At 61.1% G+C, this 24,292-nt stretch carries 22 protein-coding genes; 18 read left to right on the top strand and 4 right to left on the bottom strand.

Annotated elements, in window-relative coordinates:
- The first annotated feature begins 26 nt into the window (after positions 1-26).
- From AB3N21_RS13685 to modC, 13 genes are all read left to right on the top strand, one after another.
- On the top strand, positions 27-1,277 hold the full coding sequence (locus AB3N21_RS13685) for an ABC transporter substrate-binding protein (RefSeq protein WP_367935732.1): 1,251 nt from the start codon (positions 27-29) through the stop codon (positions 1,275-1,277).
- Positions 1,278-1,363: 86 nt separating this feature from the next.
- Positions 1,364-2,257 (top strand): carbohydrate ABC transporter permease, encoded by an 894-nt coding sequence (locus AB3N21_RS13680; protein WP_171180732.1) that lies wholly within the window; start codon positions 1,364-1,366, stop codon positions 2,255-2,257.
- Positions 2,257-3,138 carry a carbohydrate ABC transporter permease gene (locus AB3N21_RS13675; protein ID WP_367935731.1) on the top strand — a complete coding sequence of 294 codons (882 nt, stop codon included), beginning with the start codon at positions 2,257-2,259 and terminating at the stop codon, positions 3,136-3,138. Before AB3N21_RS13680 ends, AB3N21_RS13675 begins: the two co-directional genes overlap by 1 nt.
- Positions 3,139-3,143: 5 nt before the next feature.
- Positions 3,144-4,256, top strand: coding sequence for an ABC transporter ATP-binding protein (locus AB3N21_RS13670; protein ID WP_367935730.1), 1,113 nt, complete (start codon positions 3,144-3,146; stop codon positions 4,254-4,256).
- Positions 4,256-5,752 carry a GMC oxidoreductase gene (locus tag AB3N21_RS13665; RefSeq protein WP_367935729.1) on the top strand — a complete coding sequence of 499 codons (1,497 nt, stop codon included), beginning with the start codon at positions 4,256-4,258 and terminating at the stop codon, positions 5,750-5,752. Before AB3N21_RS13670 ends, AB3N21_RS13665 begins: the two co-directional genes overlap by 1 nt.
- Complete coding sequence (locus tag AB3N21_RS13660) at positions 5,749-6,507, top strand: 3-ketoacyl-ACP reductase (protein ID WP_367935728.1); 759 nt, start codon at positions 5,749-5,751, stop codon at positions 6,505-6,507. The genes AB3N21_RS13665 and AB3N21_RS13660 overlap by 4 nt, the downstream gene beginning before the upstream one ends.
- 9 nt (positions 6,508-6,516) lie before the next feature.
- Positions 6,517-8,109, top strand: a complete 1,593-nt coding sequence (locus AB3N21_RS13655) for a GMC family oxidoreductase (RefSeq protein WP_367935727.1) — start codon at positions 6,517-6,519, stop codon at positions 8,107-8,109.
- A complete protein-coding gene (locus AB3N21_RS13650) occupies positions 8,106-8,414 on the top strand; it encodes a Dabb family protein (RefSeq protein WP_367935726.1) in 309 nt (102 codons plus the stop codon). The genes AB3N21_RS13655 and AB3N21_RS13650 overlap by 4 nt, the downstream gene beginning before the upstream one ends.
- A 10-nt stretch (positions 8,415-8,424) precedes the next feature.
- Positions 8,425-9,585: a dihydrodipicolinate synthase family protein gene (locus AB3N21_RS13645; protein ID WP_367935725.1), complete on the top strand. Its 1,161-nt coding sequence runs from the start codon at positions 8,425-8,427 to the stop codon at positions 9,583-9,585.
- 13 nt (positions 9,586-9,598) lie between these two features.
- Positions 9,599-10,609, top strand: coding sequence for a LacI family DNA-binding transcriptional regulator (locus tag AB3N21_RS13640; protein WP_367935724.1), 1,011 nt, complete (start codon positions 9,599-9,601; stop codon positions 10,607-10,609).
- A gap of 381 nt (positions 10,610-10,990) precedes the next feature.
- Positions 10,991-11,770 carry a molybdate ABC transporter substrate-binding protein gene (gene modA / locus AB3N21_RS13635; RefSeq protein WP_367935723.1) on the top strand — a complete coding sequence of 260 codons (780 nt, stop codon included), beginning with the start codon at positions 10,991-10,993 and terminating at the stop codon, positions 11,768-11,770.
- Positions 11,771-11,774: 4 nt separating this feature from the next.
- Positions 11,775-12,467 (top strand): molybdate ABC transporter permease subunit, encoded by a 693-nt coding sequence (gene modB, locus AB3N21_RS13630; RefSeq protein ID WP_367935722.1) that lies wholly within the window; start codon positions 11,775-11,777, stop codon positions 12,465-12,467.
- Positions 12,464-13,567 carry a molybdenum ABC transporter ATP-binding protein gene (gene modC, locus AB3N21_RS13625; RefSeq protein WP_367935721.1) on the top strand — a complete coding sequence of 368 codons (1,104 nt, stop codon included), beginning with the start codon at positions 12,464-12,466 and terminating at the stop codon, positions 13,565-13,567. Before modB ends, modC begins: the two co-directional genes overlap by 4 nt.
- Positions 13,568-13,597: 30 nt before the next feature.
- Here modC and hemF read toward each other — a convergent pair whose 3' ends face one another.
- The 4 genes from hemF to clpS all read right to left on the bottom strand — a co-directional run bounded on the left by hemF (position 13,598) and on the right by clpS (position 16,788).
- Positions 13,598-14,491 carry an oxygen-dependent coproporphyrinogen oxidase gene (hemF, locus tag AB3N21_RS13620; RefSeq protein WP_367935720.1) on the bottom strand — a complete coding sequence of 298 codons (894 nt, stop codon included), beginning with the start codon at positions 14,489-14,491 and terminating at the stop codon, positions 13,598-13,600.
- Between the two features lie 85 nt (positions 14,492-14,576).
- Positions 14,577-15,377 carry an SDR family NAD(P)-dependent oxidoreductase gene (locus AB3N21_RS13615; RefSeq protein WP_367935719.1) on the bottom strand — a complete coding sequence of 267 codons (801 nt, stop codon included), beginning with the start codon at positions 15,375-15,377 and terminating at the stop codon, positions 14,577-14,579.
- A gap of 37 nt (positions 15,378-15,414) precedes the next feature.
- The gene (locus AB3N21_RS13610) at positions 15,415-16,380 is read right to left on the bottom strand and encodes a class I SAM-dependent methyltransferase (RefSeq protein ID WP_367935718.1); all 966 of its coding nucleotides are present in this window, start codon (positions 16,378-16,380) and stop codon (positions 15,415-15,417) included.
- Between the two features lie 66 nt (positions 16,381-16,446).
- A complete protein-coding gene (gene clpS / locus AB3N21_RS13605) occupies positions 16,447-16,788 on the bottom strand; it encodes an ATP-dependent Clp protease adapter ClpS (RefSeq protein ID WP_367935717.1) in 342 nt (113 codons plus the stop codon).
- A 90-nt stretch (positions 16,789-16,878) separates the two neighbouring features.
- On the opposite strand from clpS, the gene AB3N21_RS13600 reads away from it, so the two are divergent.
- The 5 genes from AB3N21_RS13600 to AB3N21_RS13580 all read left to right on the top strand — a co-directional run bounded on the left by AB3N21_RS13600 (position 16,879) and on the right by AB3N21_RS13580 (position 23,844).
- The gene (locus tag AB3N21_RS13600) at positions 16,879-17,580 is read left to right on the top strand and encodes an HAD family hydrolase (protein WP_367935716.1); all 702 of its coding nucleotides are present in this window, start codon (positions 16,879-16,881) and stop codon (positions 17,578-17,580) included.
- A 260-nt stretch (positions 17,581-17,840) separates the two neighbouring features.
- Positions 17,841-19,268 carry a D-alanyl-D-alanine carboxypeptidase family protein gene (locus tag AB3N21_RS13595; protein WP_367935715.1) on the top strand — a complete coding sequence of 476 codons (1,428 nt, stop codon included), beginning with the start codon at positions 17,841-17,843 and terminating at the stop codon, positions 19,266-19,268.
- A 255-nt stretch (positions 19,269-19,523) separates the two neighbouring features.
- Positions 19,524-20,549, top strand: a complete 1,026-nt coding sequence (locus AB3N21_RS13590; RefSeq protein ID WP_171180768.1) for an ABC transporter substrate-binding protein — start codon at positions 19,524-19,526, stop codon at positions 20,547-20,549.
- A gap of 3 nt (positions 20,550-20,552) precedes the next feature.
- Positions 20,553-22,766 carry an ABC transporter permease gene (locus AB3N21_RS13585; RefSeq protein ID WP_367935714.1) on the top strand — a complete coding sequence of 738 codons (2,214 nt, stop codon included), beginning with the start codon at positions 20,553-20,555 and terminating at the stop codon, positions 22,764-22,766.
- 13 nt (positions 22,767-22,779) lie between these two features.
- Positions 22,780-23,844, top strand: coding sequence for an ABC transporter ATP-binding protein (locus tag AB3N21_RS13580; protein ID WP_367935713.1), 1,065 nt, complete (start codon positions 22,780-22,782; stop codon positions 23,842-23,844).
- Positions 23,845-24,292: the final 448 nt, after the last annotated feature.

The raw sequence follows: 24,292 nt of genomic DNA, 5'->3' as shown, positions 1-24,292 counted from the left end.
AAGAACGCAAAAGGGAGGATACCAACATGCGTGCAATTCTGAAGACAAAGGCGGCGATTGTCGGCGCCCTGATGGCTTCGACAACGGTGGCGGCAGCCGGTGATGTCGAGGTGCTTCATTGGTGGACATCGGGCGGTGAGGCGGCCGCGCTCAACGTGTTGAAACAGGACCTTGAAGGGCAGGGCATCGGCTGGACGGACATGCCCGTTGCAGGGGGCGGAGGCGAGCAGGCGATGACGGTGCTCCGCGCGCGCGTCACTGCTGGCAACGCGCCGACCGCCGTTCAGGGATTGGGTTTCGACATTCTGGATTGGGGTAATCAGGGGGCGCTTGCCGACCTGAACGAAGTTGCCGCCAAGGAAGGCTGGGACGATGTGGTGCCGGACGCGCTCAAGGCCTTTGCCAAGGTTGACGGAAAATGGGTATCGGCCCCGGTGAACGTGCATTCCACCAACTGGGTCTGGGCCAACAAAGCGGTCTTGGACGCCAATGGCATTGGCGTGCCGACGAACTGGGAAGAGTTCACCGCGGCGCTGGATACACTCAAGGCCGCAGGCATCACACCCATCGCACATGGCGGGCAGGCCTGGCAGGAAGCCACCGTTTTCGATGCCATTGCCATGTCGGTTCTGGGGCCGGACGGATACAAGGCCGCGTTCATCGACCTTGATGAAGAGACGCTGGGCTCGGACGCCATGAAAGAGGCGTTTGACCGCATGGCGGTGATCCGCGCCAATGTCGACGACAACTTCTCGGGCCGTGACTGGAACCTTGCCACTGCAATGGTGATCAATGGCGAAGCTGGCTTTCAGATGATGGGAGACTGGGCCAAGGGCGAGTTCCTGAACGCAGGGAAGGTTCCGGGTGAAGACTTCCTTTGCTTCCGCTTCCCCGGCACGACCGAGCAGGTCACGTTCAACGCGGACCAGTTCATGATGTTCGATCAAGGCGGCGCGGTGTCGACAGAACAGGCGGCTCTGGCCTCGGCTATTCTGTCCCCGTCGTTCCAGTCGGCATTCAATGTCGTGAAAGGGTCGGTGCCGGCACGGACCGATGTCAGCGACGCGGACTTTGATGCGTGCGGCAAGCAGGGCATGAAGGATCTTGCGGCCGCTGCGGCCTCGGGCAACCTCTTTGGTTCCATGGCACACGGACATGCCGCACCGGCATCCGTGAAGAACGCGATCTATGATGTCGTCACCGCGCATTTCAACGGCGAGTACGACAGCCAGACGGCTGTTGAAGAGCTTGTCGACGCGGTTTCGATCGCCAAGTGATCCTCCCCCGATGGGGTGGCGGTTTCCGTCGCCCCGTCACCTCTGGCGACCACTGCGAAGAAGTAATCTGACGAGGAGGGCGCGTTATGGCTCATTCAGCCGACGCGGATTTCAAGACACGCCTGCAGGCATGGATCCCGAAACTGGTGCTCTCGCCATCGGTGGCCATGATGCTGGTCTTTGTCTACGGGTTCATCCTGTTTTCGGTTTATCTGTCCTTCACCGACAGTCGTCTGTTGCCCAGTTACGGTTGGGTGGGGTTCGAGAACTACTCGAAACTCTGGCGCCTCAGCCACTGGGAAATCTCGCTGAAGAACATGGGCATCTTCGCGGCCCTCTACATCTCGATCTGTACGGCGATCGGCCTGGGGCTGGCCATTTTTCTTGATCAGAAAATCCGGGGGGAGGGTCTGCTGCGCCCCATCTATCTCTATCCCATGGCGTTGAGCTTCATCGTCACGGGCACCGCATGGAAGTGGTTTTTGGACCCCGGCATCGGGCTGGAAAACGTGATGCATACCTGGGGCTGGGAGAGTTTCAGGTTCAACTGGATCAAGGATCGCGACTTTGCCATCTACACCGTCGTCATCGCGGCGGTCTGGCAGACCAGCGGGTTTGTCATGGCCATGTTTCTGGCGGGTCTGAGAGGGATCGACAACGAAATCCTAAAAGCGGCGCAGATGGATGGGGCCAGCAACTGGAACCTCTATCGCCGGATCATCATTCCGCAGTTGCGGCCCGCCTTCCTGTCGGCCTTCGTGATCCTGTCGCACTTGGCGATCAAGACCTTTGACCTGGTCATTGCACTGACCGGGGGCGGTCCGGGGCGCGCCACAGAGCTGCCCGCGACGTTCATGTATTCCTACACATTCAGCCGGAACCAGATGGGCATTGGCGCTGCGTCAGCCACGATCATGCTGATGACCATCGCGGCGATCATGATCCCATACCTCTACTCAGAACTGCGGGAGAAACGCTGATGTCCGTCGCTTCTCAGGATACCGCCATCCGAACCGGCCGTGTGACCCGCAAACTGATCTATCTGGTCCTCGTGCTCTTTGCGCTGTTTTACATGCTGCCGCTTTACGTGATGCTGGTGAATTCGGTTAAGCCGCTCTCGGAAATCACCGGGGGCGGGATGATGAACCTGCCGCAGGCCTTCACGCTTGAACCCTGGGCCAAGGCCTGGTCATCGGCGCAGATCGGTGTGGAACCCACGGGGCTCGCCCCGTATTTCTGGAACTCAATCAAGATGGTTGTGCCGGCTGTCGCGGTGTCGACTGTTCTCGGTGCGCTCAACGGCTATGTGCTAACCAAGTGGCGGTTCAGGTATGACACTATCCTTTTCGGACTGATGCTTTTTGCCTGCTTCATCCCGTTTCAGATCGTGCTGATCCCGATGGCGCGGATGCTGGGGCTCATGGGGCTTGCGGGCACGACCTGGGGGTTGGCTCTGGTGCATGTCGTCTACGGTATCGGCTTCACCACGCTCTATTTCCGCAACTACTATGCCGTGTTCCCGACCGAGCTGATCCGGGCCGCGCAGATCGACGGGGCCGGATTCTTTCAGATCTTCTGGCGCATCCTGCTGCCGTCGTCGGGGCCCATCGCGGTGGTGTCGGTCATCTGGCAGTTCACCAACATCTGGAACGATTTCCTGTTCGGGGCGTCCTTTGCCGGTGCGGACAGCCAGCCCATGACCGTTGCCCTCAACAACCTCGTGCAGGCCTCGCATGGCGTTAAGGAGTACAACGTCCATTTCGCCGGCGCGATCCTTGCCGCCATGCCCACTCTGCTCGTCTACATCGTTGCCGGGCGCTATTTCGTCCGCGGCCTGATGGCCGGTTCCGTGAAAGGATAAGACCCATGGGGTTTCTTGATATCGACAACACCACCAAGTCCTACGGGTCGGTCGAAGTTCTGCACAAGGTCGACATCTCTATCGAAGAGGGCGAATTCCTTGTTCTTGTCGGACCCTCCGGCTGTGGGAAATCGACACTCCTCAACATGATCGCGGGGCTTGAGGAAATCACCAGCGGCGAGATCCGCATCAAGGACAACGTGATGAACGGGGTGCACCCGTCCAAACGCAACATCGCCATGGTTTTCCAGAGCTACGCGCTCTACCCGAATATGACCGTTGGCCAGAACATCACCTTTGGCCTCGAGATGCATGGGGTTGCCAAGCCCGAGCGGGAAAAGGCGATGCAGGATGTCGCGAGGCTGTTGCAGATCGAGCAACTTCTTGACCGCAAGCCCGGGCAACTCTCGGGCGGACAAAGGCAACGTGTCGCCATGGGGCGCGCGCTGGTTCGCAATCCGGATGTGTTCCTGTTCGACGAGCCCCTGTCGAACCTGGATGCCAAGCTGCGCGTGGACATGCGCACAGAGATCAAGAAGCTGCATCAAAGCCTTGGCACCACTATCGTCTACGTCACCCATGACCAGATCGAGGCCCTGACGCTGTCCACCCGGATCGCGGTCATGAACGGCGGCTATGTCCAGCAACTGGGAACGCCGCAGGAGATTTATGACAAACCGGAGAATATTTTCGTGGCGACGTTCATGGGGTCTCCGGCAATGAATGTCGTCCCGGCGGTGGTTCGTGTAGATGGTGGCGCGCCGCAGGCCGAGATCGTTCTGTACGACGGTTCGAAAGCGCGGCTGCCTTTTAGCCAGCCGAACCTTACGGCCTGGGACGGACGGGATATCCTCCTTGGCATTCGGCCTGAAGCGATCACGGATCATGACAGCGCCGATCGCAAATCCGGGAATATTGCGTCTCTGAGCAACCGCATTGTGGTGACCGAACCTGCCGGGTCGGACATGTTCGTGTCGATGCAACTTGGCGGCAAGGACGTGATTGCCCGGATGCGCTCGGACGCCGATGTCCGGGCCGGACAGGACTTTGAGTTTGCGGTGAATATGGAAAAGGCCATCGCGTTCGATCCGGAAACCGAAGCTCGCATCCAGCTGTAATGCAGCCCGACATTGTCATAATCGGATCGGGGATGGGCGGCGCGACGCTCGCCGCCGCGCTGGCCCCGTCTGGCCGCAGGATCCTGATCCTGGAGCGCGGCGAAGCCCTGAGGCCATCCGCAGCCGACCGCGATGCGCAGGCGATATTCGGCGATGGCGTCTTTCGCCCGGATGAGGAGTGGTTTGACGGTGCCGGTCAGCGGTTCAATCCGGGGAACTTCTACAACGTCGGCGGCAATTCGAAATTTTATGGCGCCGTACTAATCCGCTACCGGGAACAGGATTTTGCACCGATCCGGCACGCCGGAGGCAAGACCCCGGGTTGGCCGATTTCCTATCAGGAGTTGGAACCGGACTATCTCGCCGCTGAGCAGCTCTATCAGGTGCGGGGAAAGGCCGGAGAGGATCCGACCGAGCCCAAGCGGTCCGGCGATTTCAGCCATCCGCCTGTGCCGGACGAGCCCGATATCATTGATCTGCGCCGGCGTTTGCGTGGCGCCGGGTTAAACCCGGCCTCACTGCCCCTTGCGGTGGATATCGACACCTGGCTGGCCGCAGGGCAGCACCCCTGGGACGGTCATCCCGATACATGTGGGGGCAAGATGGATGCGGAAACCGTTGGGATCAAAACGGCCCTCGAACATGCAAATGTCGAGCTTATGACCGGTTGCCATGTCACCAGTCTGACTTCGGATGCCAGCGGGCACATCACGAACGTTCGCTACGCCCGAAACGGAATGCAGGAAACGGTTCAGGCCCCGATTGTCGTCCTGTCCGCCGGCGCCGTGCAAAGCGCGGCACTGCTGCTGACATCGGCCAATGACAACTATCCAAAGGGCTTGGCCAATCGCTCGGATCAGGTGGGGCGGAATTTCATGAACCACAACTGTTCTGCCGTGCTGGCACTCCATCCATGGCGCAAGAACCGGGCGGTTTATCAGAAAACGCTGATGGTCAACGATTTCTACCTCTCTGATGGTGGGGGAGGCGCACCGTTGGGTAATATCCAGCTGCTGGGCAAGATCTCAGGTCCTATCCTGTCAGCGGTCTCGCCATTGCCTCGTTGGCTGGCAGGAATGATAGCCACCCGGTCGTTTGATTTCTATGCCATGTCCGAAGACCTCCCCAATCCCGAGAGCCGGGTCACCGTGAAAAACGGCCAGATCACATTGGACTGGCAACGTTCGAACTGGGCCGCGCATGAAGCCTTGGTGTCGAAGTTGAAGTCCTGCCTGCGTAAGGCGGGGTTCCCGATTGTCTTATCGCAGGCCTTCGACCGGCGCACCCCGTCTCATCAATGTGGAACGGCACGCATGGGGGATGACCCAGACCGCAGCGTTGTCGACACCTATTGCCGGGCACATGACCATCCGAACCTCTTTATCGTTGATGCGTCGGTGTTGCCGACCTCGGCGGCGGTCAATCCCGCTCTGACCATTGCCGCGCTGGCCCTGCGTGCCGCGCGACACATATCCGAAACGGAGTTTGCAGCATGACACGGGTTGCGCTTGTCACTGGAGGGCAACAGGGCATCGGCCTGGGTATCGCGCGGCAACTAACGCAGGCCGGGTTCCACGTGGCCATCGCCTCGCGTTCCGCAGCGGATACCGAGGCGGTCCGCACTGCGCTTGGCGATCTGGGGCACACTGCTCGTTATTTCCAGCACGATGTGTCCGACATTGATCACATCCCGGTCCTGCTGGATGCGATCGAGGCAGAGATGGGACCCGTGACAACGCTGGTCAATAACGCTGGGGTCGGGGCGCCGGTCCGGGGCGACATGCTCGATCTTCTCCCGGGGAACTGGGATTTCGTGCAGAACATCAACCTGCGCGGAGCGTTCTTTCTGGCCCAGGGCGTGGCGCGGCGGATGCTGACGCAGCCGACAGACGACTACCGCTCTATCATCTTCGTCACGTCGGTCAGCGCCACCATGGTCTCGCCCGAGCGTGCCGAATACTGCGTGTCCAAGGCCGGGGCATCCATGATGTCCGAGCTGTTTGCCGTGCGTCTGGCCCCGCATGACATCGGGGTGTTCGAACTGCGGCCCGGCATCATCTCAACCGAAATGACCGCCGGGGTGCGCGACAAATACACCTCGCGGATCGAAGGTGGGTTGGTACCGGCCATGCGATGGGGAGAGCCGCAGGATATCGGCGAAATCGCGGTGTCCATGGCCACCGGTCAGATGCGCTTTGCCAATGGCGCGGCCATTCCCGTCGACGGCGGGCTGTCAATTCCGCGCCTGTAGAGATCCGACATGACCAACGGATACGATTTCATCATCATTGGCGGCGGCTCGGCAGGGTCGGTGCTGGCCGCGAGGCTTAGTGAAGTGCGCGACGCCAATGTCCTGCTGCTGGAGGCCGGCGGACGTGATCGTCACCCGTTCTTTCACCTGCCCGCGGGCTTTGCCAAGATGACCAAAGGCATCGCAAGTTGGGGCTGGTCGACGGTTCCACAGCGTCACATGCAGGACAAGGTCTTTAACTACACGCAGGCCAAGGTGATCGGCGGAGGCTCGGCGATCAATGCCCAGATCTACACCCGTGGCAACGCTCAGGACTATGACGAATGGCGACAGCTCGGATGCGAAGGTTGGAGTTACTCCGACGTGTTGCCCTATTTTCGCAAATCCGAAGACAACGACACGTTTGACAACGCATACCACGCCAAAGGCGGTCCCCTTGGTGTCAGCCAACCCGCCGCCCCTTTGCCGATTTGCGAGGCTTACATCGAAGCCGCCAACCAAGTCGGCATTCCCCGCATGGATGACTGCAACGGTGAAAAACAGGATGGTGCCGGATACTACCAACTCACCCAGCGGAACGCGCGGCGCTCGTCAGCGGCAATGGCGTTTCTTGCGCCAAACAGGGGACGCCCGAACCTGACCGTCCGCACCGACGCGCAGGTGCGCCGCATCCTTGTCGAGGGTGGGCGGGCGACCGGCGTCGAACTGCTCGACGGGTCCCGGATCTCCGCTGATCGTGAGATCATCCTCTCATCTGGCGCGATAGGTTCCCCCCGGCTTCTGCAACTCTCCGGTATCGGTCCTGCGGATGAACTTCGTAGGCTTGGAATAGACGTGGTTTTGGATCAGCCGAATGTCGGGGCCAATCTGCAGGATCATCTGGACCTTTACGCAATCTGCGAAGTGACCGGCCCCCATACCTATGATCGCTTTGCCAAACCGCATCTGTCGGCGATTGCCGGGCTGCAATATCTGTTCACTCGGAAGGGTCCCGTGGCGTCCAGCCTCTTTGAAACCGGGGGGTTCTGGTATGCCGACCCGGATGCACGTTCGCCGGACACCCAGATGCATCTGGGTCTGGGCACGGGTATCGAGGCCGGGGTTGCGGCAATGCCCAATGGTGGCGTGACGCTGAACGCCTGCTTTTTGCGGCCCCGGTCACGGGGCAGCGTTCGGTTGCGCTCAGCCAATCCGGACGACATGCCACTTATCGATCCGAATTACCTTGCCGATCCCTATGATCGCGAGATGTCGATCCGTGGCCTCAAGCTCGTCCAGAACATCCTCGCGCAGGATGCCTTGAAACCCTACATTCTGGCTGAACGGCTTCCCGGGCCGGACATTCGGACCGACGAAGACTATTTCAACTTCATCTGCACGCACTCGAAAACCTCGCACCACTGCGCGGGCACCTGTCGCATGGGGGTGGATGAAGGTGCGGTGCTTGACCCGCGTCTGAGGTTCAACGGGATTGACGGCCTGCGCGTGGCGGATGCCTCGATCATGCCGACGGTCAACTCTTCGAACACGAATGCCCCGTCAATCATGATCGGTGAGAAGGCCGCTGACATGATCAAACAAGATCAGGAGCTTTACCAATGATCCGCCATATTGTCCTGACACGGTTCGCCCCTGAAACTTCTGAACAGACAATCTCGGACATCTATTCCGGGCTGGCCCGCGTCGCCGAAACCTTGCCCGGCGCGCGCAACTTTGTTGGCGGACGCTCGGAAAGCCCAGAACAGATTGAGCGGGGATATATGCACGGTTTCACCATTGATTTTGACAGTTGGGACGCGCTGCAGGCCTATGCCGATAACGAAGAACACAAGGCGCTCGGCGGCCAGATCGTTGCCAATGCACAAGGTGGGCTGGACGGTGTTCTGGTCCTCGATATCGAAACGTGAGAGCTGAGACATGCTGAACCTACCCACCGAAGACGGCCAAATCATCCCTTATGAGCTTGTTGGCGATCCGCTGATCCCGCGGGCGCCAAAGGTGCCGCTGACCCGCACCGCCTTCGCGGCGGCGCATGTGGTGTCGGACCCGATAAGAGAGCGAAACCCGTGGGACACCCGACCTGCCGTGGACTGGGATGCCACGCTGGCATTTCGCCGTGGCCTCTGGGATCAGGGCCTGGGTTTGGCCGAGGCCATGGATACCGCGCAGCGCGGTATGGGTGTTGACTGGGCCACGGCGCTGAAACTTATCCAGCGCACAATGGCCGCGGCCAAGGCACACCCCATGCGGCCGCGCGTGGCTTGCGGCGCCGGCACCGATCACAGGCCACTAGAGGCGCTTACGTCCTCAGACGCCATCCGCGCGGCCTATCAGGATCAGGCCGAGGCGATCGAGGCTGCGGGTGGCCAGTTGATCCTCATGGCCTCGCGCGCATTTCCGGCCACAAGCGCGGCGCCGGATGTCTATCACAGCGTCTATCGTGTGCTCATCGACCAGGCTGCTGAGCCGGTCATCCTGCACTGGCTGGGTGACATGTTCGATCCAGCTTTGTCCGGCTATTGGGGACACTCTGACGTAGCGGATGCCAGCAACTTCGTCCTCAACCTGATCGCCGAGAACCCAGCCAAAGTAGACGGGATCAAGATCTCTCTTCTCGATCAGGCTCATGAGGAAGACTTCCGCGCCCGCCTGCCGGATGGCGTTCGGCTCTACACGGGCGATGATTTCAACTATGCCGATCTGATCGCCGGGGACGAAGCCCACTTCTCGCATGCGCTTCTGGGCATCTTCGCGGCCATTGCGCCTGCCGCATCACAGGCGCTGGAGGCTCTGGCACAGGACGACTTGCCGGGGTTTCATTCGCTGCTGGCGCCGACCGTGCCCCTGAGCCGGGAAATTTTCAAGGCGCCCACCCGGTTCTACAAGGCGGGTATCGCTTTTCTGTCCTGGCTCAACGGGTATCAGTCCCACTTCATCATGCCCGGAGGTTTTCAGTCCAGCCGGGACATCACCCACTATGCCAACGTCTTCCGCCTGGCGGATCAGGCACGTCTTCTGTCCAACCCCGATCTCGCGGTGACCCGCATGAAGACGTTGCTGGCCCTGCACGGCATCTGATACGGGCACGCCCATGGATCGCAGACCAACGATAAAGGATGTGGCGAAAGAGGCCGGGGTGTCCAAGTCCACCGTCAGCCTCGTGTTGCAACGCAGCCCGTTGGTTAAGGAAAAGACCCGACAGCAGGTGCGCGAAGCAATGGCGCGCATCGGCTATGTCTACAACCGCGCGGCGGCTCAGATGCGGACCGCCAATGTCGGGCTGATCGGTCTGGTTATCAACGATCTGCGCAATCCGTTTTTTACCGAATTCGCGACGTCGCTCCAAATGGCGCTCGCGGGCAGGGGATATGCCACCGTTGTTGCCAACACCGATGAAGATCCCGGTATCCAGGCGCAGGTTGTCGGTGCCATGATCGAGCACGGGGTTTCCGGGCTCATCGTCTCACCGGCCTACGGAGAGGTGTCCGATGCCTTCGATACAATCGAACGTGCCGGTATTCCGGCCATGCAGGTTTTGCGCAAGGTGGATGCGCGAACCGATCGCTTTCCGTTTGCCGCGCCGGACTATCTTGAGGGCAGCCGCATCGCCACACAGCACCTTCTGAAGCAGGGCGCGCAGAGGATTGCATTCGTCGGCGGGCTTGAGGGACGCGATGTCACGCGCGAGCGCATGGTGGGCTACATTGAAGCGCTTGACGCAGTTTCGATGCAACCGCTTCTTCTGACCGGTAAAGCCAGCCGTTCTTTCGGGCGTGAAGCCGCCATGCGTCTCGCCAGCGAATATTCCGACTGCGATGCCGCGCTTTGTTTTAACGATCTTGTCGCACTTGGGCTTCTCGCGGGCTGCCATGAACTGCAACGTTCAATCGGCTCGGATTTCAGAGTTGTGGGATTTGATGACATCGAAGAGGCGTCACATTCCTGGCCGTCATTGACTTCGGTTCATTGTGACGTGGCGGGTTTCGGGCAGGGGGTTGCGCAGACCATGCTGACCTGGCTGGAAGACGGGAGCATTCCCGAAAAAACACATCGCACCGCGGTCGCACTCAGAGTTCGCGGCTCAAGTGCGGATGGCGATTGATCACTGGTCGGTCAGACGGCAGTCCTTGAGGGCAATGACGATACACCTTTGAACCAGTGGTTTCGGGACGAAGATTTTGAGCCCGAATACTCGATCAGGGCGGTCAATCTGAAAACGGCAAGGTCGAGCATCGGCTGGATCTGGAAGGTGAGGCCATGAACAAGATGTTTTGACCTTTTGGCGCTCCGGCCAGAAACTTCCGAGTGAAAGCCGTTTGTTGTGATGGTTTCCTGACGGGTTGGTCGATCAATACGCCGTTCCGGGAATCGGGTCCCTGCCTACTGGCAATTGCCGCGAGGCAGGCAGAGAAAATTAGACCTTGCTTGTCCTGTCTGCGCTCCGATATTCCCGAAGAAACCCAAAGAAGTCATGGATGTGGTCATGATCCTGTCCAGCGCCCGACGATTTTGTGCCATGGCCGTTGTCCTGGGCGCTGTCCTACTTGCCCCGGCCTTGGTCCGGGCCGAGACGCTGACGGTGTTTGCCGCCGCAAGCCTCAAGACGGCCCTGGACCGGGTCGCTGCTGACTACGAAGCTGAGACCGGTCAATCCGTGACGCTGTCCTACGCCGGTTCCCCGATCCTGTCGCGGCAGATCCAACTTGGCGCGCCTGCGGATGTGTTTGTCTCAGCCAACTCAAAATGGATGGATGTGCTGGAAACCGGCGGCCAGATCGACACCGCCACACGTGTGGATTTGCTTGGTAACAGCCTTGTGCTCGTGGGGTCTGAGGACGCAGGTCAGGTGGCTGAGATCGGGTCGGCATTCGATCTGATCGGGCGGCTCAAAGGCGGTTACCTGGCCATGGCCATGGTCGATGCGGTGCCCGCAGGGCTCTACGGCAAGGCGGCTTTGCAGCACCTCGGCCTGTGGAAGGGCGTCTCGGGAAAAGTCGCGCAGGTCGACAATGTAAGGGCCGCATTGGCGCTGGTCGCGACTGGAGCCGCGCCGCTGGGGATAGTCTACGCCACCGATGCACTTGCCGAGGAGCGCGTTCAGATCGTGGCCCATATCCCCGAAACGGCGCATCCGCCCATCGTTTACCCGGCAGCCGTCACCATGCGCGGCGGCACGGAGGCGCGTGAATTTCTGACCTATCTGCAAGGCGATACGGCACAGCGGATATTTTCGGAGCAGGGATTTACCCTGCCCGAGGAGTAGGCCCGTGGACTGGCTGAGCCCGCAAGAGTGGAGCGCGCTTGCCCTGTCGCTGCGGGTGTCGTTCTGGGCCACGCTGGTCTCGCTGCCGCTAGGGGTTCTGGCCGCCTATGCGCTGGCCCGCTGGCGGTTTCCGGGGCGGCAGATTCTGAACGGGCTGGTGCATCTGCCGCTGATCATGCCGCCGGTGGTGACCGGGTATCTGCTGCTGTTGACTTTCGGCACGCAAGGACCGGTGGGCGGGTTGCTGGAACAGATGGGCATCGTGTTCGCCTTTCGCTGGACCGGAGCCGCGTTGGCTGCCGGTGTCATGGCCTTTCCGCTCATGGTCCGTGCCATCCGATTGTCGATTGAGGCGGTCGACCCCAAACTGGAACAGGCGGGCGCCACGCTGGGCGCGTCGCGAGGCTGGGTGTTTCTGACCGTGACCCTGCCGATGATCCTGCCGGGCGTGATTACGGGGGCCATCCTGGCCTTTGCCAAGGCAATGGGAGAGTTCGGGGCCACGATCACCTTTGTCTCCAACATCCCCGGCCAGACCCAGACTTTGCCCTCGGCGGTCTACGCGTTCCTGCAGGTGCCGGGCGGTGAAGGATCGGCGACGCGGCTGGTGGTGATCTCGATCATCGTGGCGCTGGGCGCACTCTTGCTGTCGGAACATGTGGGCCGCCGTGCCGCGGCTAGGGTGGCCGGGACATGAGCCTGTCCGTGCGCCTGACCCACCGCCTCGGCGGGCTCGACCTCGATACGACGTTCGATGCGCCGCCGGGGGTGACGGTGCTGTTCGGGCGCTCGGGCTCGGGCAAGACCACGATCATCAACGCGGTGGCTGGGTTGCTGCGGCCGCAGGCGGGGCGGGTGGCGATTGACGACCGGGTTCTGTTCGATACCGCCCAAGGGCTATGGCTGCCGCCGCATCGGCGCAGGCTAGGTTGCATCTTTCAGGAGGGGCGCCTGTTTCCGCATCTGACCGTGCGGCAGAACCTGGCCTATGGCCGCTGGTTCGCGCCCCGGAATGCGCAACGCGAGAGTGTAGATAAGGTGGTAGAGATGCTGGGCATCGGACACCTTTTGACCCGTCGGCCCGCGATGCTATCGGGCGGTGAAAAACAGCGTGTCGCCATCGGCCGTGCCTTGCTGGCCAGCCCCCGCCTGATCCTGGCGGACGAGCCCTTGGCGGCGCTGGACGAGGCGCGCAAGGCGGAGATCCTGCCTTATTTCGAGCGGCTTAGGGATGAGGTCTCGGTCCCGATCCTCTACGTCACCCATTCCGCCGCCGAGGTGGCGCGGCTGGCGACCTCGGTCGTGGCGTTGCAGGACGGCAAAGTGGCCCGCCATGGCCCGGCAGCCGAGGTGCTGGCGGACCCGGCCGTTGCGCCTGCCGGCGTCCGCGCAGTTGGTGCGATCCTGCAGGCGCGGGTCAGGGCGCATCACGCCGATGGGCTAACCGAGCTCGATGCCGGGGGTGACAGGCTGTTCCTGCCGCACATACCGCATCGGGAGGGCGAAGAACTGCGCGTCCGGATCGCGGCGCAAGAGGTGATCCTGTCCAACCGCAAGCCCGAGGGGTTGTCGGCGCTGAACGTCTTGCAGGGCACGGTGGCGGGCCTGCGCGCCGGTGAGGGGCCGGGGGCCATCGTCTCGGTCCGTACCCGCGCGGGCATGGTACTCGCGCGCGTCACCCGCCGTTCGGCGGATGCGCTGGGGCTGGTTGAGGGGGCGGAATGTTATGCCGTCGTCAAGACCGTGGCAATCGCACCAGAAGATGTAGGCGGGCGGATTGTCGGAAGTGAGGGGTAGAGCCTCGCGCGGCACAGACCTGAGCGGAGCTCAGACCCACTTAGCTAGCGGTGGAAGGCTCATCAGCACCGCATCGGGGTCATGGCCGGTTTCCAGCCCGAACTTGGTGCCCCGGTCGTAGACGAGGTTGTATTCGGCATAGAGCCCGCGATGGACAAGCTGAGCGTCCTTGTCGGCCTCGGTGAAGGGCTGGATGCGGCGTTTTTCGACCAGTGGCAGAAAGGCGGGCAGGAAGGCACGCCCGATATCCTGCGTCAGGGCAAAATCCGCCCGCCAGTCGCCTGTGCAATAGTCATCCATGAAGATGCCGCCCACGCCCCGGGCGCGCTTGCGATGGGGGATGTAGAAATACTCGTCTGCCCAATCCTTCAGGCGGGGGTAGTGGCCGGGCCCGTGCGGGTCGAGATGGCGTTTCTGCTGGTCGTGGAAATGCGCCGTGTCCTCGTCATATTCGATGCAGGGGTTCAGGTCTGAGCCGCCGCCGAACCACCAGGCATGCGGTGTCCAGAACATGCGTGTGTTCATGTGAACGGCGGGTACATGCGGGTTGCGCATATGGGCCACCAGCGAGATGCCGCTGGCCCAAAAACGCGGATCGTCCTTCATGCCGGGAATGCCCTTGCGCGCGGCCATGGCCTGCTGCGCCCGTTCACCGAGCTGGCCATAGACTGTCGAGACATTGACGCCGACCTTCTCGAACACGCGGCCCCCGCGCATGACCGACATCCGTCCGCCGCCCGCGTCTGATCCGTCTTCCGACTGGCGTGTGGTCTCGGTCACCTCGAACCGTCCTGGTTCGGCTTCGGCGAAGGGTCCCTGATCGTGGCTGTCCTCAAGCGCTTCGAAGGCGGTGGTGATCTCGTCACGCAGTTGGCGGAACCAGGCGGCGGCGGTGGCTTTTTCGGTGGCGAGCGGGTTGGTCATGGCAGGTCCTTGATGGCGCGCATGTGGCGAGGTCCCCCTCACCCTGGCCCTCTCCCCGGGGGAGAGGGGAGCGCGGGGTGGCAAGTCAGTGTGCGGGGGCGGCGACGGGGTCGAGCAGGGTGCGGCCGCCGTCGATGGTCAGGATCTGGCCGGTCATGAACCCGGCGGCGTCCGAGGCAAGGAACTGGGCGGTGTCGGTCAATTCGGTCGGTGCGGCGATGCGTGCCAGCGGCGTGTGGTTTTCGATATCTTCGCGGAAATCGCGGTTTTCCTTCAACGTGGAACGCAGCGAGGCGCTCATCACCGATCCCAACGCGATGGCGTTGACACGGATGCGGTTGGGGGCCAGCGCCACCGCCATTGAGCGGGTCAACTGGTCCAGCGCGGCGGTCGATACGGAATAGGCCATCAGATCGGGATGGGTGCGGCGCGCGGCGATGGAGGAGAGGTTGATGATCGCGCCTGCGGGGCCCTCATCGTCATCGCCCGCCTGCTTGATCATCCGCTTGGCGACCACCTGGCTGAGGCGAAGCGCGGGCATCAGGTTCTGGTTCAGCAATGTCTTGACCGAGTCGTCGTCGGTATCCAGCGGGTCGGACGGGATCACCTGACGCGAGCCGTTGACCAGGATATCCACCTGATCGAACGCGTCGAGCGTGGCCGAGAGCAGGTTGGCGATGGTTAGTTTCTCGCGCAGATCGCCCGCGAAATAGCGCACATTGCCTTCGTCCACCTGTTCGCCCAGCTCGTCGATCAGACGTTTTTCGTCCATGTCGGCGAACATGACATTGGCCCCGGCCTCGGCGAATTGGCGGCCGATGGCAAGGCCGATGCCGTTGGCGGCGCCGGTGACGATGGCGGTCTTGCCTGCGATGGAAAAGGACATGCGCTTCCTCCTGAGTTGCGGCGCAGGTTAACCGGGATCAGCGGCGGGGGCGAGAGGCGTGGAGCACCTTGAACCGATTGTTGCCGGTCACCTCTTCGACGGTCGCGAAACGCTCCGCCAGCGTGGCTTCGTAGGGCAGGTGGCGGTTGGCGACCATCCACAGGTGGCCAGAGCCCGTAAGGTTGCGGGCAGCGGCTGTGATGAAGTCCTGCCCCAGCGCGGGGTCGGCACTGCGCGAGGTGTGAAAGGGCGGGTTCATCACCACGGTGTCGACGGGCTCGTGCGCTTTCCACTGACGCGCATCGGCCCAGTGAAAGCTGGCGCGCGGGTCGGGCACGTTGGCGCGGGCGCAGGTGAGGGCGGTGTGGTCGGCCTCGACCAGATGGACCCCACGGATATAGTCGCTGTTTAGAAGCCGGGCCGACAGAAACCCCCAACCCGCACCCAGATCTGCGATGTGGCGGCCCGGCTTGTCGGGCAGGGCGGTCAGCAATAGTTCGGAGGCCGGATCGATGCCGTCGGCGGAAAACACGCCTGGGGCTGTGTGAAAGCCGTCAACCCGCTGCACCTCGGGTGCGGCCCAGTCGGCAAAAGTCTCGGCATCGGCCTGAAACCAGAAGATCTTGCCATGCGCTTTCGAGATCGGCCCCTCGACCGGCACCCGTCTACGGATATCCTTCAAAAGGCTGTCGATGCCATCGGTCTTGGCACCGTCCACCACCACGGTACCCGAGGCGCAGGTGCAGGCCTGATGCACCAGCGCGCGGGCCTGTGCCTTGGCGCGCGGCTGGAACAGCACCGCATCGGTGCAGGGATCGTCCGAGTCCGGTATGGCGGCGAAGCCCTGCGCGGCGAAATGGTCATGAAACGGTTTGAACGGCTGCACCACCTGTGACCCACGCGGCAGGGCCGACAGGTCATGATCCGGCGTGGGCAGCAGGATCGAGAGCGGCTCGGACAGGATCAGACCGGTATCGAGGGCAAGGGTCAGGCGGGGAGACATTGGAACATCCGGAATAATGGGCGCGGTGCCCGGCTTCTGGCCGGCACAGTCCGAAGGCCAACGGCCTCAGTCTTCTTTTTCCATGGTGCACTGTAACGGGTGCTGATGGCGGCGGGCGAAATCCATCACCTGTCCCACCTTGGTTTCGGCGATCTCGTGGCTGAATACTCCGACCACCGCGACGCCTTTCTTGTGCACCGTTAGCATGATTTCGAACGCCTGCGCGTGGGTCATGCTAAAGAACCGCTCGAGCACGTGGACCACGAACTCCATCGGCGTGTAGTCATCATTCAGCAGCAACACCTTGTAGAGCGGCGGGCGTTTGGTCTTGGGGCGCGTCTGAACAAGGACCGAGGTGCTTTCATCCTCGTCCTCTTTGTCCGACATCATCAGGGGCTCTAGCAGCATCGGGCAGCGGTTTCCGATTCCGGGTTCGGTTTGGTGGAATGCTTATATAACCTTAGAGCGGCATTGGAAAAGAGAAAGCAAACGCGACAAATGCAACAAAACCTCACCACGGTCGGTTTCGATGCGGATGACACGCTGTGGCATAACGAGCGGTTCTTTCAATTGACGCAGGCGCATTTTGCCGATCTGCTGGCCGATCACGCCGAAAAGGACCACCTGATGGAGCGGCTGCTGGCCGCCGAACGGCGCAACATCCGGCACTATGGTTATGGGGTGAAGGGGTTTACGCTGTCGATGATTGAAACCGCCATCGAGATAACCGGCGACCGGGTGCCCGCCTCGGTGATCCGGAAACTGATCGAGGCCGGGCAAGAGATGCTGGCCCATCCCATCGAACTGCTGCCGCATGCGCGCGAGTCGGTCGAGACGCTGGGCGGCAGCCACCGCGTGATTCTGATCACCAAGGGAGACCTGATCGATCAGGAGCGCAAGCTGGCGCAGTCGGGCTTGGGTGAGTTGTTCGACGAGGTGGAGATCGTGTCGGAAAAGACGCCGGACGTATATCTGTCGATTTTCGCCCGTCACGGAGACGGCGCGGACCGCGCGATGATGGTGGGCAATTCCCTGCGATCCGACGTGCTGCCTGCAATTGAGGCAGGCGGGTGGGGCGTTCATGTGCCGCACGGGCTGGTATGGGAGCATGAGCATGCCGAAGCGCCCGAGGATGCGCCACGTTTTCGTGAATTGCCCGATCTCGGGGCGCTGGCCGATCTGGTTCACACGCTGGCCTGATCCAGTCCGGCATGTGGCAGATTGGCGTCATCTGCGGGAAAAACCGCGTTGTTTTCATGACATAATTCCGCCCTTTTCGCCGGTTTAGTGCTCTGACACACGTTATTCCCAACATGTGGATGACTTTGGGCGCGGAATTGCGACGAGGCGTCTGCTTCGGGTTTATTTTGGCCAAATGCTGTGTTAGCCTTGCGTCAATAACAAGCAGTGTTGCTGACCGGGAAAACCCGGCGGCGTTGAGGCAGACAGAGGCGAGTATCGTGCAGGTACGGCGGACAGGGCCGGCCCGTTTGGGCCTGATAATCCTTACTTTTCTGTGGCTATTTGTGCTGTTGCCGCTCAGTTTGGCGGCAGCTCCGTATGCGGCGATGGTGATTGACGCCCGCACGGGCGAGTTGCTGCATTCCCGCAATGCGGACACGCGGCTGCATCCGGCCTCTCTGACCAAGATGATGACGCTCTACATCGCGTTCGAGGCGGTGCGGAACGGCGAGATCAGCCTGGATACCAAGGTGAAGATCACCAAGCACGCGGCAAGCGAGCCGCCCTCCAAGCTGGGCCTGCGCAGCGGGCAGAGAATCGCTTTTCGCTATCTGATCCGGGCGGCGGCTATTAAATCGGCCAATGACGCCGCAACCGCTATCGGCATTGCCATCAGCGGGTCAGAGGCCGCATTTGCACGCCGGATGACCCGCACGGCCAAGGCGATGGGGATGACACGCACGACATTCAAGAACGCCCATGGCCTGACCGAGTCGGGGCACCTGTCCACTGCGCGCGACATGACCACGCTCGGGCGGCACCTGCTCTACGATTATCCGCAGTATTACAACCTGTTCTCGCGGCGCGAGACCCATGCGGGAATCAAGACCGTGCCCAACACCAACCGCCGTCTGCTGGCCGCCTACAAGGGCGCGGACGGGATCAAGACCGGTTATACCCGCGCGGCGGGCTTCAACCTCGTGGCCTCGGCCAAGCGCGGCGACGAGCGCATCATCGCAACCGTCTTTGGCGGCAAGTCGAGCGCATCGCGCAACGCCAGGGTAGCCGAGTTGCTGGATATGGGGTTCCGCCGGGCGCCGTCGCGCGCGCCGATCCGCAAGCCGGGCCGCCCCGCCTATGCCGGCAACAAAGGCACCGGCGCTGGCAAGGTTGTCAAGGTGGCCAGCGTTTCCACGCGCAGCCTGCGTCCGGTCATGCGACCGGCAGCGCTTGGCACCGTTCAGATCGCTGGCACCGTGGCAGAAACCGCAGCGAAGAACGGCGACAAGATCCAGGCCGGGATCAGCGCGGCCATCGCGGCCGCCGACGTGATCACTCCGCAGGCGCCGGTTGCATCCGGCGACACACGCCCGGCGCTGCGTCCGGAAAACCTTGTCCTGGCCTCGGCGACACCGGCAGAGCAACCTGTACCCGAGCAGGAGGTCGTCACCCGCCTGTCCACTTCGGGCGGGCATCTCTGGGGTATCAATGTGGGCCGTTTCACCACCCGGTATCAGGCCGAGAAAGTGCTGCTGAGAACCGCCTTGGCCGAGATGACCACGCTGGATGGCACGCTGCGCAAGGTTAACCAAAGCTCGCGCGGGTTCGATGCCACCTTCCAGGGCATGACCCGCGAGCAGGCCGATCTGGCCTGCCGCCGCCTGACGGCGCGCAATGTCACCTGCTTCATGATCGGGCCGTCCTAATCGCCCACCACCTGCGCCCATGTTGCGGGTTCCCGCGAAGTCCGTCTGTCGGGTTCCCGCGTTAATCTCGCTGCACCCGTGCGCTCAAATCGAGTCATTTTGGGGCAGGTCCAAGCCCTTTTTTCCGCAGTTCTTTGTGCCTGGTTTGAAAAGTCCGCTCGCGGCGCAAGCCGATTTTGTTTGCCAGAACCGAGAACCCTTCCTAGGCTGATGTCATAAAACTGTTACAAAACAGATTGCTCTGGGAGGATTAACATGACTTCGTTGAAGAAACTGGCTGGTGCGTCAGCACTAGCCTTCGTCGCGGCAGCGGGTACAGCTCAGGCCGACAAGCTGACATTTTACTGCTCGGCGCAGGAAGACTGGTGCCAGCTGATGGCGAACAGTTTTCAGGATGCCACCGGAATTGACGTCGCGATGACGAGGAAGTCTTCGGGGGAGACCTTTGCGCAGGTCAAGGCCGAAAGCTCGAACCCAAAGGGGGACGTCTGGTGGGGTGGAACGGGTGATCCGCATCTGCAGGCGGCCGAAGAAGGGCTGACGGCGGAATACATCTCGCCCATGCGGGACCAGCTTCATCCCTGGGCAATTGCGCAGGCCGAGAGTGCCGGCAACAGGACCATCGGGATTTACTCCGGCGCACTTGGGTATGGCTACAACTCCGACCTGTTGGCGGCCAACAACCTGCCGGAACCGGCGTGCTGGAAAGACCTGCTCAAGCCGGAATACAAAGGCCACGTGCAGATGGCGAACCCCAACTCTTCGGGCACTGCCTACACAACGCTGGCAACGATGATGCAGTTGTTCGGTGAGGATGAGGGCTTTGAATTCATGAAAGGCCTTCACAAGAACATCAACCAATACACCAAGTCCGGTTCGGCACCCATAAAAGCGGCGGGGCGCGGTGAAAACACGGTTGGTATCGTCTTCATGCACGACGCGGTCAAACAGGCCGTATCGGGTTTTCCGGTGAAGGTTGTCGCGCCCTGCGAGGGCACGGGGTACGAGATCGGCTCGATGTCGATCATCGAAGGTGCGCGCAATCTGGAGGAAGCTCAGAAGTTCTATGATTGGGCGCTGAGCGCCGAGGCGCAGAACCTTGCTCTGCAGGTGAATGCGTTCCAGGTGCCGTCGAACAAGGGTGCTGAAACCTCGCCATCGGCCCCCGATATGTCGCAGATCACGCTGATCGACTACGACTTCAAAAAGTACGGATCATCAGATGAACGCAAGCGCCTGTTGAAGAAATGGGACGACGAGGTATCCACCCTGCCTCAATAACCCATGCGTCAACTGACATCTGAAAAAACGTCCCATCCGGTACTGATCTTCTGGATTGTTGCCGGATGGGTCGGGTTCTTCCTCCTCCCCTGGTACGGGGTGGAGGAGTTTTTTTCGTTCGAGTGGCTGATTGACGGCTACCCGTTCGATGAAGACTACGCGCCGGCGGGCTTTTTGATTGCGCAAGGCGAAAAGCTCTGGCTGGCACCGATGGTTCTGGCCTTGCTCGCGCCGCTGCTGGCGCTGGGCAAACGCAAGATTGACCCGATCTACGCCAAAGTGCTGATCCTCGCGGGGGCATGGGGATTTGGGTGGCTCATCCTGCAGGGATTCGCGATTGGTATCCGCGGCTGGAATTTCGAGTGGGCAAAGGCCCTGTTCGGAGACCTCGGCGACCGCCAGTTTGGAATGGGCTACGGCGCGCTCATCTGCGCCTCGGCGTTCCTGTTCCTGTTCACACAAGGCATTGCGGCGCGTGGGGCCATCAACGGAGACGTGTTTGTCGTCAGCGCGATTGGAGGCGTGATCGTCATTGTCACGGCCTTTGTGTTCTTTCCCATCGCAAAGATGCTCACCGCCGCGTTCATCACAGATGATGGCGGTTATTCTGGCAGCGTCTTTCTTTCGAAATTCTTCGATGACCGGTTATGGGGGCTTGGATGCCTGTCGGGCAGCCGCTGCGGGGCTGCCTGGAATTCGCTTTTCCTGGCGGTTCTTGTCGGCGTCGTCACCACCGTACTGGGTCTGATCTTTGCATTGGTCGTCACGCGATCCGGCTTTCGGTACAAGCGCGCGCTGCGGGCGCTGACTGTTCTTCCGATCATCACGCCACCTTTTGTGATCGGGCTTGCGCTGATCCTGCTTTTTGGCCTTTCAGGCACGGTCACCGTGTTCTTTGCGGATGTCTTTGGCGTGCAGCCCACCAGATGGCTTTATGGTCTGCCCGGTATTCTCATCGCCCAGACCCTGGCATTTACTCCCATTGCGTTTCTGGTGCTGATCGGCGTGGTCGAGGGGGTCTCTCCGTCAATGGAAGAGGCCGCGCAAACCCTGCGCGCCAGCAAGTGGCAAGTGTTTAAGACCGTGTCGCTGCCACTGATGCGCCCGGGCCTAGCAAACGCGTTCCTGCTGGGGTTCATCGAAAGCATGGCCGATTTCGGTAACCCGCTTGTTCTGGGCGGCAATTTCGACGTGCTGTCGACGGAGATCTTTTTTGCCATTGTTGGCGCTCAATACGATCAGGGCAAGGCGGCGGTGCTGGCCATGGTGCTGCTTTGCTTTACCCTCGGCGCCTTTTACGCGCAGCGCTTCTGGCTGGGAAAAAAGAGCTATACCACCGTGTCCGGTAAGGGGGACAGTGGGGTACACCCACATATGCCGCGCGCGCTTTCCATGCCGGTTTTGGCACTGGCGATGATCTGGGCCGGGTTCACAGCCATCGTCTACGCTATGATCTTCTACGGATCGGTGGTCGAGCTTTGGGGCGTCAACAACACGTTGACGCTCAAGCACTATGTCACGGCCTTCTCCTTCCGGCTGGAAGAGGGTGGCATTCGCTGGTCCGGCGCCGCTTGGGACAGTTTTTGGACAACGCTCAAGATCGCGGGAATTGCTGCACCTCTTACGGCAATCGTGGGGCTGATCACGGCCTACCTGCTGACCCGGCAGTCCTTTGCGGGCAAGAATGCGTTCGAGTTCGGCACGATGCTCAGCTTTGCTATTCCCGGAACCGTGATCGGGGTCAGCTACATTCTGGCTTTCAATGTCCCGCCGATTGAAATCACCGGTACCGGCATCATCCTGGTTGTCAGCTTTATCTTCCGCAACATGCCCGTTGGCGTGAGGGCCGGCATCGCCTCGATGTCGCAGCTCGACAAATCGCTGGACGAATCCTCTCTGACTCTCGGGGCGAATTCCTGGCAGACCTTTCGCCGTGTCATCCTGCCTTTGCTCAGGCCCGCGATCCTGGCCGCGTTGGTCTATAGTTTCGTGCGCGCGATGACCGCGATTTCCGCCGTGATCTTCTTGGTCTCGGCCGAGTATGACATGGCCACCAGCTACATCATCGGGCGGGTTGAGAATAACGACTACGGTCTTGCCATTGCTTATTCCACCACGCTGATCTTCGTGATGCTCAGCGTAGTGGCACTGATGCAGGTTATCGTGGGTCGGACCGAGATTGGCCGCCGCATGACCCAATCGCGCACCAACGTATGAGGACGCCCGGAAAATGAGCCTGAACTCCAAAGCCGCGCCCGTCAGTTTTCGAAATGTCACCAAGATCTATGGCAAGGACGTGGTGGCGGTCGACGATATCAATCTTGAGATCGACGCAGGAAAGCTTGTGACCCTGCTGGGCCCCTCGGGGTGCGGCAAGACCACGACACTACGCATGATCGCCGGGCTGGAAATGGCCAGCAAGGGGACGATCCATATCGGCGACCGGGATGTCACGCTGCTGCCCGCGACCGACCGCGACGTGTCGATGGTGTTTCAGTCTTACGCCTTGTTTCCCCACATGACGGTGATGGAGAACGTGTCCTACGGGCTCGGTTTCTCGGGCTTCGACAAGGCCGAGACCAGGGATCGTGCGATGCAGGGGCTGGATCTTGTCGGGCTGCGCGGATTTGGTGACCGGCTGCCATCCGAGTTGTCGGGCGGACAGCAACAGCGCGTCGCCGTCGCGCGCGCGCTGGTTTTGGAGCCGCAGGTGCTGCTGTTTGATGAGCCGCTGTCCAACCTTGATGCAAAGCTGCGGCGGCAGGTCCGTGAAGAGATACGGGAGATCCAGCAAAACCTTGGCCTTACCGTCGTGTACGTGACCCACGATCAGGAGGAGGCACTGGCCGTATCCGACGAGATCGTCGTGATGCGGAATGCGGGCATCGCCCAGATCGGCACCCCGCGCCAGTTATACGACGCCCCCGCCGATCGTTTCGTCGCGGATTTCATCGGCGAGGCGAACATCATCCCCTGTGAAATCACCTCTGTCAGCGAAGACGTCGCGTCGATCCGTGTAGGGGATTTCACCCACACTCTGCCCGCACGCGGGTTAGGCGAGGGCGCGGCCCTATTGGCGGTGCGCCCAACCCGGCTCAAGATTGGCGCGCCGTCGGGAATGGAGATGGCAATCGCCAAGGCAACCTATGTCGGCAGCCGGATGGAATACACTCTGGAAGCCACATTCGGGCAGATCTTCGCAATTAGCGAAAATGTCGATGCGCCACTGGAAGCAGGAACAGAGGTTACCGTTGGATTGGACAAAGTAGGCCCGGTTCTGCTGCCGGCGGAATAATCGGCTAAATTCGTATCGATCACGCCGCTTTGTCCAGAGCGCTCGCAGCTCTTAAAGAGGCTGAAGACACAATGAGTTGGCTCGGTTGGTTCGCGTCGGATTTAAACGACACCTGCACCTTCGCAGAGGCAATTGAACGACATGCAGCGACTATAAAGAACCTGGAAGGCAACGTTCGAGCATTGGCGTCAATTGAATTGTGGAGAGGCCTTTGCCCTTCAGCCGTAGATAGATAGACACGGCCTCTGAGAGCTTTACAGCGTCAATGCTGGCTTGATGATGACATGACAATGAAGACACCAAGTCGACCGCAACTCCCATACCCAAGAGATGCTTGCCCGGCAAGTCTACGTCTTGGCAGCAGAGGTGATACCAGTGTTCATCCAGTTGCTGAGCCGCTCGTTGCGCTCGGGACTTTGCAACCGCTGCTGTTCTTTTACACAGCGAG

It is taken from the genome of Ruegeria sp. (assembly GCF_040830605.1).
GTDB lineage: Bacteria > Pseudomonadota > Alphaproteobacteria > Rhodobacterales > Rhodobacteraceae > Ruegeria.
The sequence above is the reverse complement of the archived record's forward strand: the minus strand, read 5'-3'. Positions and strand labels throughout refer to the sequence as shown.

Excerpts from the sequence above, each read along its gene's own strand:
- AB3N21_RS13685 (WP_367935732.1), top strand. The coding sequence starts at position 27 with ATGCGTGCAATTCTGAAGACAAAGGCGGCGATTGTCGGCGCCCTGATG.
- AB3N21_RS13680 (WP_171180732.1), top strand. The coding sequence starts at position 1,364 with ATGGCTCATTCAGCCGACGCGGATTTCAAGACACGCCTGCAGGCATGG.
- AB3N21_RS13675 (WP_367935731.1), top strand. The coding sequence starts at position 2,257 with ATGTCCGTCGCTTCTCAGGATACCGCCATCCGAACCGGCCGTGTGACC.
- AB3N21_RS13670 (WP_367935730.1), top strand. The coding sequence starts at position 3,144 with ATGGGGTTTCTTGATATCGACAACACCACCAAGTCCTACGGGTCGGTC.
- AB3N21_RS13665 (WP_367935729.1), top strand. The coding sequence starts at position 4,256 with ATGCAGCCCGACATTGTCATAATCGGATCGGGGATGGGCGGCGCGACG.
- AB3N21_RS13660 (WP_367935728.1), top strand. The coding sequence starts at position 5,749 with ATGACACGGGTTGCGCTTGTCACTGGAGGGCAACAGGGCATCGGCCTG.
- AB3N21_RS13655 (WP_367935727.1), top strand. The coding sequence starts at position 6,517 with ATGACCAACGGATACGATTTCATCATCATTGGCGGCGGCTCGGCAGGG.
- AB3N21_RS13650 (WP_367935726.1), top strand. The coding sequence starts at position 8,106 with ATGATCCGCCATATTGTCCTGACACGGTTCGCCCCTGAAACTTCTGAA.
- AB3N21_RS13645 (WP_367935725.1), top strand. The coding sequence starts at position 8,425 with ATGCTGAACCTACCCACCGAAGACGGCCAAATCATCCCTTATGAGCTT.
- AB3N21_RS13640 (WP_367935724.1), top strand. The coding sequence starts at position 9,599 with ATGGATCGCAGACCAACGATAAAGGATGTGGCGAAAGAGGCCGGGGTG.
- modA (WP_367935723.1), top strand. The coding sequence starts at position 10,991 with ATGATCCTGTCCAGCGCCCGACGATTTTGTGCCATGGCCGTTGTCCTG.
- modC (WP_367935721.1), top strand. The coding sequence starts at position 12,464 with ATGAGCCTGTCCGTGCGCCTGACCCACCGCCTCGGCGGGCTCGACCTC.
- hemF (WP_367935720.1), bottom strand. The coding sequence starts at position 14,491 with ATGACCAACCCGCTCGCCACCGAAAAAGCCACCGCCGCCGCCTGGTTC.
- AB3N21_RS13615 (WP_367935719.1), bottom strand. The coding sequence starts at position 15,377 with ATGTCCTTTTCCATCGCAGGCAAGACCGCCATCGTCACCGGCGCCGCC.
- AB3N21_RS13610 (WP_367935718.1), bottom strand. The coding sequence starts at position 16,380 with ATGTCTCCCCGCCTGACCCTTGCCCTCGATACCGGTCTGATCCTGTCC.
- clpS (WP_367935717.1), bottom strand. The coding sequence starts at position 16,788 with ATGCTGCTAGAGCCCCTGATGATGTCGGACAAAGAGGACGAGGATGAA.
- AB3N21_RS13600 (WP_367935716.1), top strand. The coding sequence starts at position 16,879 with ATGCAACAAAACCTCACCACGGTCGGTTTCGATGCGGATGACACGCTG.
- AB3N21_RS13590 (WP_171180768.1), top strand. The coding sequence starts at position 19,524 with ATGACTTCGTTGAAGAAACTGGCTGGTGCGTCAGCACTAGCCTTCGTC.
- AB3N21_RS13585 (WP_367935714.1), top strand. The coding sequence starts at position 20,553 with ATGCGTCAACTGACATCTGAAAAAACGTCCCATCCGGTACTGATCTTC.
- AB3N21_RS13580 (WP_367935713.1), top strand. The coding sequence starts at position 22,780 with ATGAGCCTGAACTCCAAAGCCGCGCCCGTCAGTTTTCGAAATGTCACC.